Annotated in this window: 1 protein-coding gene, 2 tRNA genes and 3 rRNA genes; all 6 read right to left on the bottom strand. The window is 49.9% G+C overall.

Annotated features, from left to right (window positions below; translation table 11 throughout):
• Positions 1–81: 81 nt before the first annotated feature.
• Complete coding sequence (locus ACTHTY_RS11220; protein ID WP_107768917.1) at positions 82–369, bottom strand: ComEA family DNA-binding protein; 288 nt, start codon at positions 367–369, stop codon at positions 82–84.
• Positions 370–748: 379 nt separating this feature from the next.
• Positions 749–862 (bottom strand): 5S ribosomal RNA (gene rrf, locus ACTHTY_RS11215).
• Between the two features lie 96 nt (positions 863–958).
• A 23S ribosomal RNA gene (locus ACTHTY_RS11210) occupies positions 959–3,847 on the bottom strand.
• Between the two features lie 348 nt (positions 3,848–4,195).
• Positions 4,196–4,271: transfer RNA gene (locus ACTHTY_RS11205), tRNA-Ala, on the bottom strand.
• A gap of 5 nt (positions 4,272–4,276) precedes the next feature.
• Positions 4,277–4,353: transfer RNA gene (locus tag ACTHTY_RS11200), tRNA-Ile, on the bottom strand.
• A gap of 106 nt (positions 4,354–4,459) precedes the next feature.
• A 16S ribosomal RNA gene (locus tag ACTHTY_RS11195) occupies positions 4,460–6,000 on the bottom strand.
• Together the 16S, 23S and 5S rRNA genes with 2 tRNA genes alongside form the textbook arrangement of a ribosomal RNA operon.
• Positions 6,001–6,262 lie beyond the last annotated feature (262 nt).

The raw sequence follows: 6,262 nt of genomic DNA, 5'->3' as shown, positions 1-6,262 counted from the left end.
CCCAAACAAAGCCGCCCGTCATCCCGAACCGGCAAGCAGTTCGGCCTCGGGGCGGCGTATACGGCACGATCGTCCGTCAGGTTATTTTTTCACGGCAGGCTGGGCGGCCTTAGGAGCGGCAGAAGAAACCGTCGCCTCCGCCTTCAACTTGTTCAGCACCGCATCACCGATGCCCTTCACGTTTTTCAGCTCCTCCACCGATTTGAACGCACCGTTCTTCTGACGGTATTCCACAATCGCCTTCGCCTTAGCCGGGCCGATACCCGGCAATGCCTCCAGTTCGGCAGAAGAGGCGGTATTGATGTTCACGGCAGCTAAAGAGAATGCCGTACAAACAGCGGCAAATACACCAAATAAAAATTTCTTCATCAGAGTTTTCCTATAACGTGTTGGATTAAATAAACCGGGCCGTCTGTAGGATGGTTTTACTTCCCCGCAGACACTGCCACACGACAGTAGAACACGGCCCTTTTCCATATAAATGCATACGACATAATAACGCAAATACCGTTCGATTTCAAACATTCCAAACGGTTAACCGTAACTTTCGGTACTTTTGTTCAAGAATAACAACAGGGTAAATATTTCCGATTCCAATACCAAGATGCATGAATACTCCATAAACACCGGCACATCACTATCCCAATGTTTGATCCCAACACCTGTTATCCCAATTCTGCCGCTAAACCGACAGAAACGACAGGCATGTAAAAAGCCCCCGACATCAGTCGGGGGCTTCGGAATGGGTGTTTGGCGGTGACCTACTTTCACATGGAAGAACCACACTATCATCGGCGCTGAGTCGTTTCACGGTCCTGTTCGGGATGGGAAGGCGTGGGACCAACTCGCTATGGCCGCCAAACTTAAACTGTTACAAATTGGTAAAGCCTTAATCGGTATAAATAGTGATGACTGAATCAGTCAGTAAGCTTTTATCTTTTGAAGTTCTTCAAATGATAGAGTCAAGCCTCACGAGCAATTAGTATGGGTTAGCTTCACGCGTTACCGCGCTTCCACACCCCACCTATCAACGTCCTGGTCTCGAACGACTCTTTAGTGTGGTTAAACCACAAGGGAAGTCTCATCTTCAGGCGAGTTTCGCGCTTAGATGCTTTCAGCGCTTATCTCTTCCGAACTTAGCTACCCGGCTATGCAACTGGCGTTACAACCGGTACACCAGAGGTTCGTCCACTCCGGTCCTCTCGTACTAGGAGCAGCCCCCGTCAAACTTCCAACGCCCACTGCAGATAGGGACCAAACTGTCTCACGACGTTTTAAACCCAGCTCACGTACCACTTTAAATGGCGAACAGCCATACCCTTGGGACCGACTACAGCCCCAGGATGTGATGAGCCGACATCGAGGTGCCAAACTCCGCCGTCGATATGAACTCTTGGGCGGAATCAGCCTGTTATCCCCGGAGTACCTTTTATCCGTTGAGCGATGGCCCTTCCATACAGAACCACCGGATCACTATGTCCTGCTTTCGCACCTGCTCGACTTGTCGGTCTCGCAGTTAAGCTACCTTTTGCCATTGCACTATCAGTCCGATTTCCGACCGGACCTAGGTAACCTTCGAACTCCTCCGTTACTCTTTGGGAGGAGACCGCCCCAGTCAAACTGCCTACCATGCACGGTCCCCGACCCGGATTACGGGTCTGGGTTAGAACCTCAAAGACACCAGGGTGGTATTTCAAGGACGGCTCCACAGAGACTGGCGTCTCTGCTTCAAAGCCTCCCACCTATCCTACACAAGTGACTTCAAAGTCCAATGCAAAGCTACAGTAAAGGTTCACGGGGTCTTTCCGTCTAGCAGCGGGTAGATTGCATCTTCACAACCACTTCAACTTCGCTGAGTCTCAGGAGGAGACAGTGTGGCCATCGTTACGCCATTCGTGCGGGTCGGAACTTACCCGACAAGGAATTTCGCTACCTTAGGACCGTTATAGTTACGGCCGCCGTTTACTGGGGCTTCGATCCGATGCTTGCACATCTTCAATTAACCTTCCAGCACCGGGCAGGCGTCACACCCTATACGTCCACTTTCGTGTTAGCAGAGTGCTGTGTTTTTAATAAACAGTCGCAGCCACCTATTCTCTGCGACCCTCCAGGGCTTACGGAGCAAGTCCTTAACCTTAGAGGGCATACCTTCTCCCGAAGTTACGGTATCAATTTGCCGAGTTCCTTCTCCTGAGTTCTCTCAAGCGCCTTAGAATTCTCATCCTGCCCACCTGTGTCGGTTTGCGGTACGGTTCAATTCAAACTGAAGCTTAGTGGCTTTTCCTGGAAGCGTGGTATCGGTTACTTCATGTCCGTAGACACTCGTCATCACTTCTCGGTGTTAAGAAGACCCGGATTTGCCTAAGTCTTCCACCTACCGGCTTAAACAAGCTATTCCAACAGCTTGCTAACCTAACCTTCTCCGTCCCCACATCGCATTTGAATCAAGTACAGGAATATTAACCTGTTTCCCATCGACTACGCATTTCTGCCTCGCCTTAGGGGCCGACTCACCCTACGCCGATGAACGTTGCGTAGGAAACCTTGGGCTTTCGGCGAGCGGGCTTTTCACCCGCTTTATCGCTACTCATGTCAACATTCGCACTTCTGATACCTCCAGCACACTTTACAATGCACCTTCATCGGCCTACAGAACGCTCCCCTACCATGCCAGTAAACTGGCATCCGCAGCTTCGGTTATAGATTTGAGCCCCGTTACATCTTCCGCGCAGGACGACTCGACCAGTGAGCTATTACGCTTTCTTTAAATGATGGCTGCTTCTAAGCCAACATCCTGGCTGTCTGGGCCTTCCCACTTCGTTTACCACTTAATCTATCATTTGGGACCTTAGCTGGCGGTCTGGGTTGTTTCCCTCTTGACAACGGACGTTAGCACCCGCTGTCTGTCTCCCGAGGAACCACTTGATGGTATTCTTAGTTTGCCATGGGTTGGTAAGTTGCAATAACCCCCTAGCCATAACAGTGCTTTACCCCCATCAGTGTCTTGCTCGAGGCACTACCTAAATAGTTTTCGGGGAGAACCAGCTATCTCCGAGTTTGTTTAGCCTTTCACCCCTATCCACAGCTCATCCCCGCATTTTGCAACATGCGTGGGTTCGGTCCTCCAGTACCTGTTACGGCACCTTCAACCTGGCCATGGATAGATCACTCGGTTTCGGGTCTACACCCAGCAACTGTTCGCCCTATTAAGACTCGGTTTCCCTACGCCTCCCCTATTCGGTTAAGCTCGCTACTGAATGTAAGTCGTTGACCCATTATACAAAAGGTACGCAGTCACACCACAAGGGTGCTCCCACTGTTTGTATGCATCAGGTTTCAGGTTCTATTTCACTCCCCTCCCGGGGTTCTTTTCGCCTTTCCCTCACGGTACTGGTTCACTATCGGTCGATGATGAGTATTTAGCCTTGGAGGATGGTCCCCCCATATTCAGACAGGATTTCACGTGTCCCGCCCTACTTTTCGTACGCTTAGTACCACTGTTGAGATTTCGAATACGGGACTATCACCCACTATGGTCAAGCTTCCCAGCTTGTTCTTCTATCTCAACAGTTATCACGTACAGGCTCCTCCGCGTTCGCTCGCCACTACTTGCGGAATCTCGGTTGATTTCTTTTCCTCCGGGTACTTAGATGGTTCAGTTCTCCGGGTTCGCTTCGCTTATCCTATGTATTCAGATAAGGATACCTCCTAAGAGGTGGGTTTCCCCATTCGGACATCGCGGGATCATAGCTTTATTGCCAGCTTCCCCACGCTTTTCGCAGGCTTACACGTCCTTCGTCGCCTATCATCGCCAAGGCATCCACCTGATGCACTTATTCACTTGACTCTATCATTTCAAGAACCTCTTTGACTTCGTTTGCCTACCCGTTGACTAGGGAAGCAAACTTGAAATTCCTACTTTGATAAAGCTTACTGCTTTGTTGTGTCTTAATCCTGCCTTTTGTGTTTCAGGATTAAGTCGATACAATCATCACCCAAATACTGTGTTTGTCTTCTTTTCTCTTACGAGAGATTTTTTATCCTTTGCAAAGAACAAAAAATCAAAACAAACTCATTGTCTTTGTTTGTTGATTTCGGCTTTCCAATTTGTTAAAGATCGATGCGTCGATATTTCACTTCGCAAATCAAAATAAGCTGCTAAGTATAGCAGGCTTCCTTTGATTTGTAAAGTTCTTGGTGGAGGCAAACGGGATCGAACCGATGACCCCCTGCTTGCAAAGCAGGTGCTCTACCAACTGAGCTATGCCCCCGTTCTTGGTGGGTCTGGGAGGACTTGAACCTCCGACCCCACGCTTATCAAGCGTGTGCTCTAACCAGCTGAGCTACAAACCCGGATTCTCTTCTTAAGCGAATCTTGTCTTCACTCAAGCTTTTCTCTTCCGCATCTTTTTACAGTTTACCGATAAGTGTGAATGCATCAGGCCTCTTCTTTCTCTAGAAAGGAGGTGATCCAGCCGCAGGTTCCCCTACGGCTACCTTGTTACGACTTCACCCCAGTCATGAAGCATACCGTGGTAAGCGGGCTCCTTGCGGTTACCCTACCTACTTCTGGTATCCCCCACTCCCATGGTGTGACGGGCGGTGTGTACAAGACCCGGGAACGTATTCACCGCAGTATGCTGACCTGCGATTACTAGCGATTCCGACTTCATGCACTCGAGTTGCAGAGTGCAATCCGGACTACGATCGGTTTTGTGAGATTGGCTCCACCTCGCGGCTTGGCTACCCTCTGTACCGACCATTGTATGACGTGTGAAGCCCTGGTCATAAGGGCCATGAGGACTTGACGTCATCCCCACCTTCCTCCGGCTTGTCACCGGCAGTCTCATTAGAGTGCCCAACTAAATGATGGCAACTAATGACAAGGGTTGCGCTCGTTGCGGGACTTAACCCAACATCTCACGACACGAGCTGACGACAGCCATGCAGCACCTGTGTTACGGTTCCCGAAGGCACTCCTCCGTCTCTGGAGGATTCCGTACATGTCAAGACCAGGTAAGGTTCTTCGCGTTGCATCGAATTAATCCACATCATCCACCGCTTGTGCGGGTCCCCGTCAATTCCTTTGAGTTTTAATCTTGCGACCGTACTCCCCAGGCGGTCAATTTCACGCGTTAGCTACGCTACTAAGCAATCAAGTTGCCCAACAGCTAATTGACATCGTTTAGGGCGTGGACTACCAGGGTATCTAATCCTGTTTGCTACCCACGCTTTCGAGCATGAACGTCAGTGTTATCCCAGGAGGCTGCCTTCGCCATCGGTATTCCTCCACATCTCTACGCATTTCACTGCTACACGTGGAATTCTACCTCCCTCTGACACACTCTAGTCACCCAGTTCAGAACGCAGTTCCCAGGTTGAGCCCGGGGATTTCACATCCTGCTTAAGTAACCGTCTGCGCTCGCTTTACGCCCAGTAATTCCGATTAACGCTCGCACCCTACGTATTACCGCGGCTGCTGGCACGTAGTTAGCCGGTGCTTATTCTTCAGGTACCGTCATCAGCTGTCGATATTAGCAACAGCCTTTTCTTCCCTGACAAAAGTCCTTTACAACCCGAAGGCCTTCTTCAGACACGCGGCATGGCTGGATCAGGCTTGCGCCCATTGTCCAAAATTCCCCACTGCTGCCTCCCGTAGGAGTCTGGGCCGTGTCTCAGTCCCAGTGTGGCGGATCATCCTCTCAGACCCGCTACTGATCGTCGCCTTGGTAGGCCTTTACCCCACCAACTAGCTAATCAGATATCGGCCGCTCGAATAACGCAAGGCCCGAAGGTCCCCTGCTTTCCTCCTCAGAGAATATGCGGTATTAGCTAATCTTTCGATTAGTTATCCCCCATTACTCGGTACGTTCCGATATATTACTCACCCGTTCGCCACTCGCCACCCAAGAAGCAAGCTTCTCTGTGCTGCCGTCCGACTTGCATGTGTAAAGCATGCCGCCAGCGTTCAATCTGAGCCAGGATCAAACTCTTATGTTCAATCTCTAACTTATAACTTCTGGTCTGCTTCAAAGAAACCGACAGGACAATGTCTAAAACATCATCTTGTCTGTCTTTCAAACAGTGTGAGGCCTAATGCACTCACACTTATCGGTAATCTGTTTTTTTAAAGAGCGAATCGAATTATACAGTACATTTAGCAAATGTCAACTAAAATTATCGAAAATTCTAACTAACTGTGTTATACTGTCTGCTTCGTTTTCTTCACCGCGTCAGCAGCGAAGAACCGAACTATACGCCC

The organism is Neisseria sp. P0019.S002, assembly GCF_051957155.1.
Lineage (GTDB): Bacteria > Pseudomonadota > Gammaproteobacteria > Burkholderiales > Neisseriaceae > Neisseria > Neisseria perflava.
This window is presented reverse-complemented; position numbering and strand designations above follow the sequence as displayed.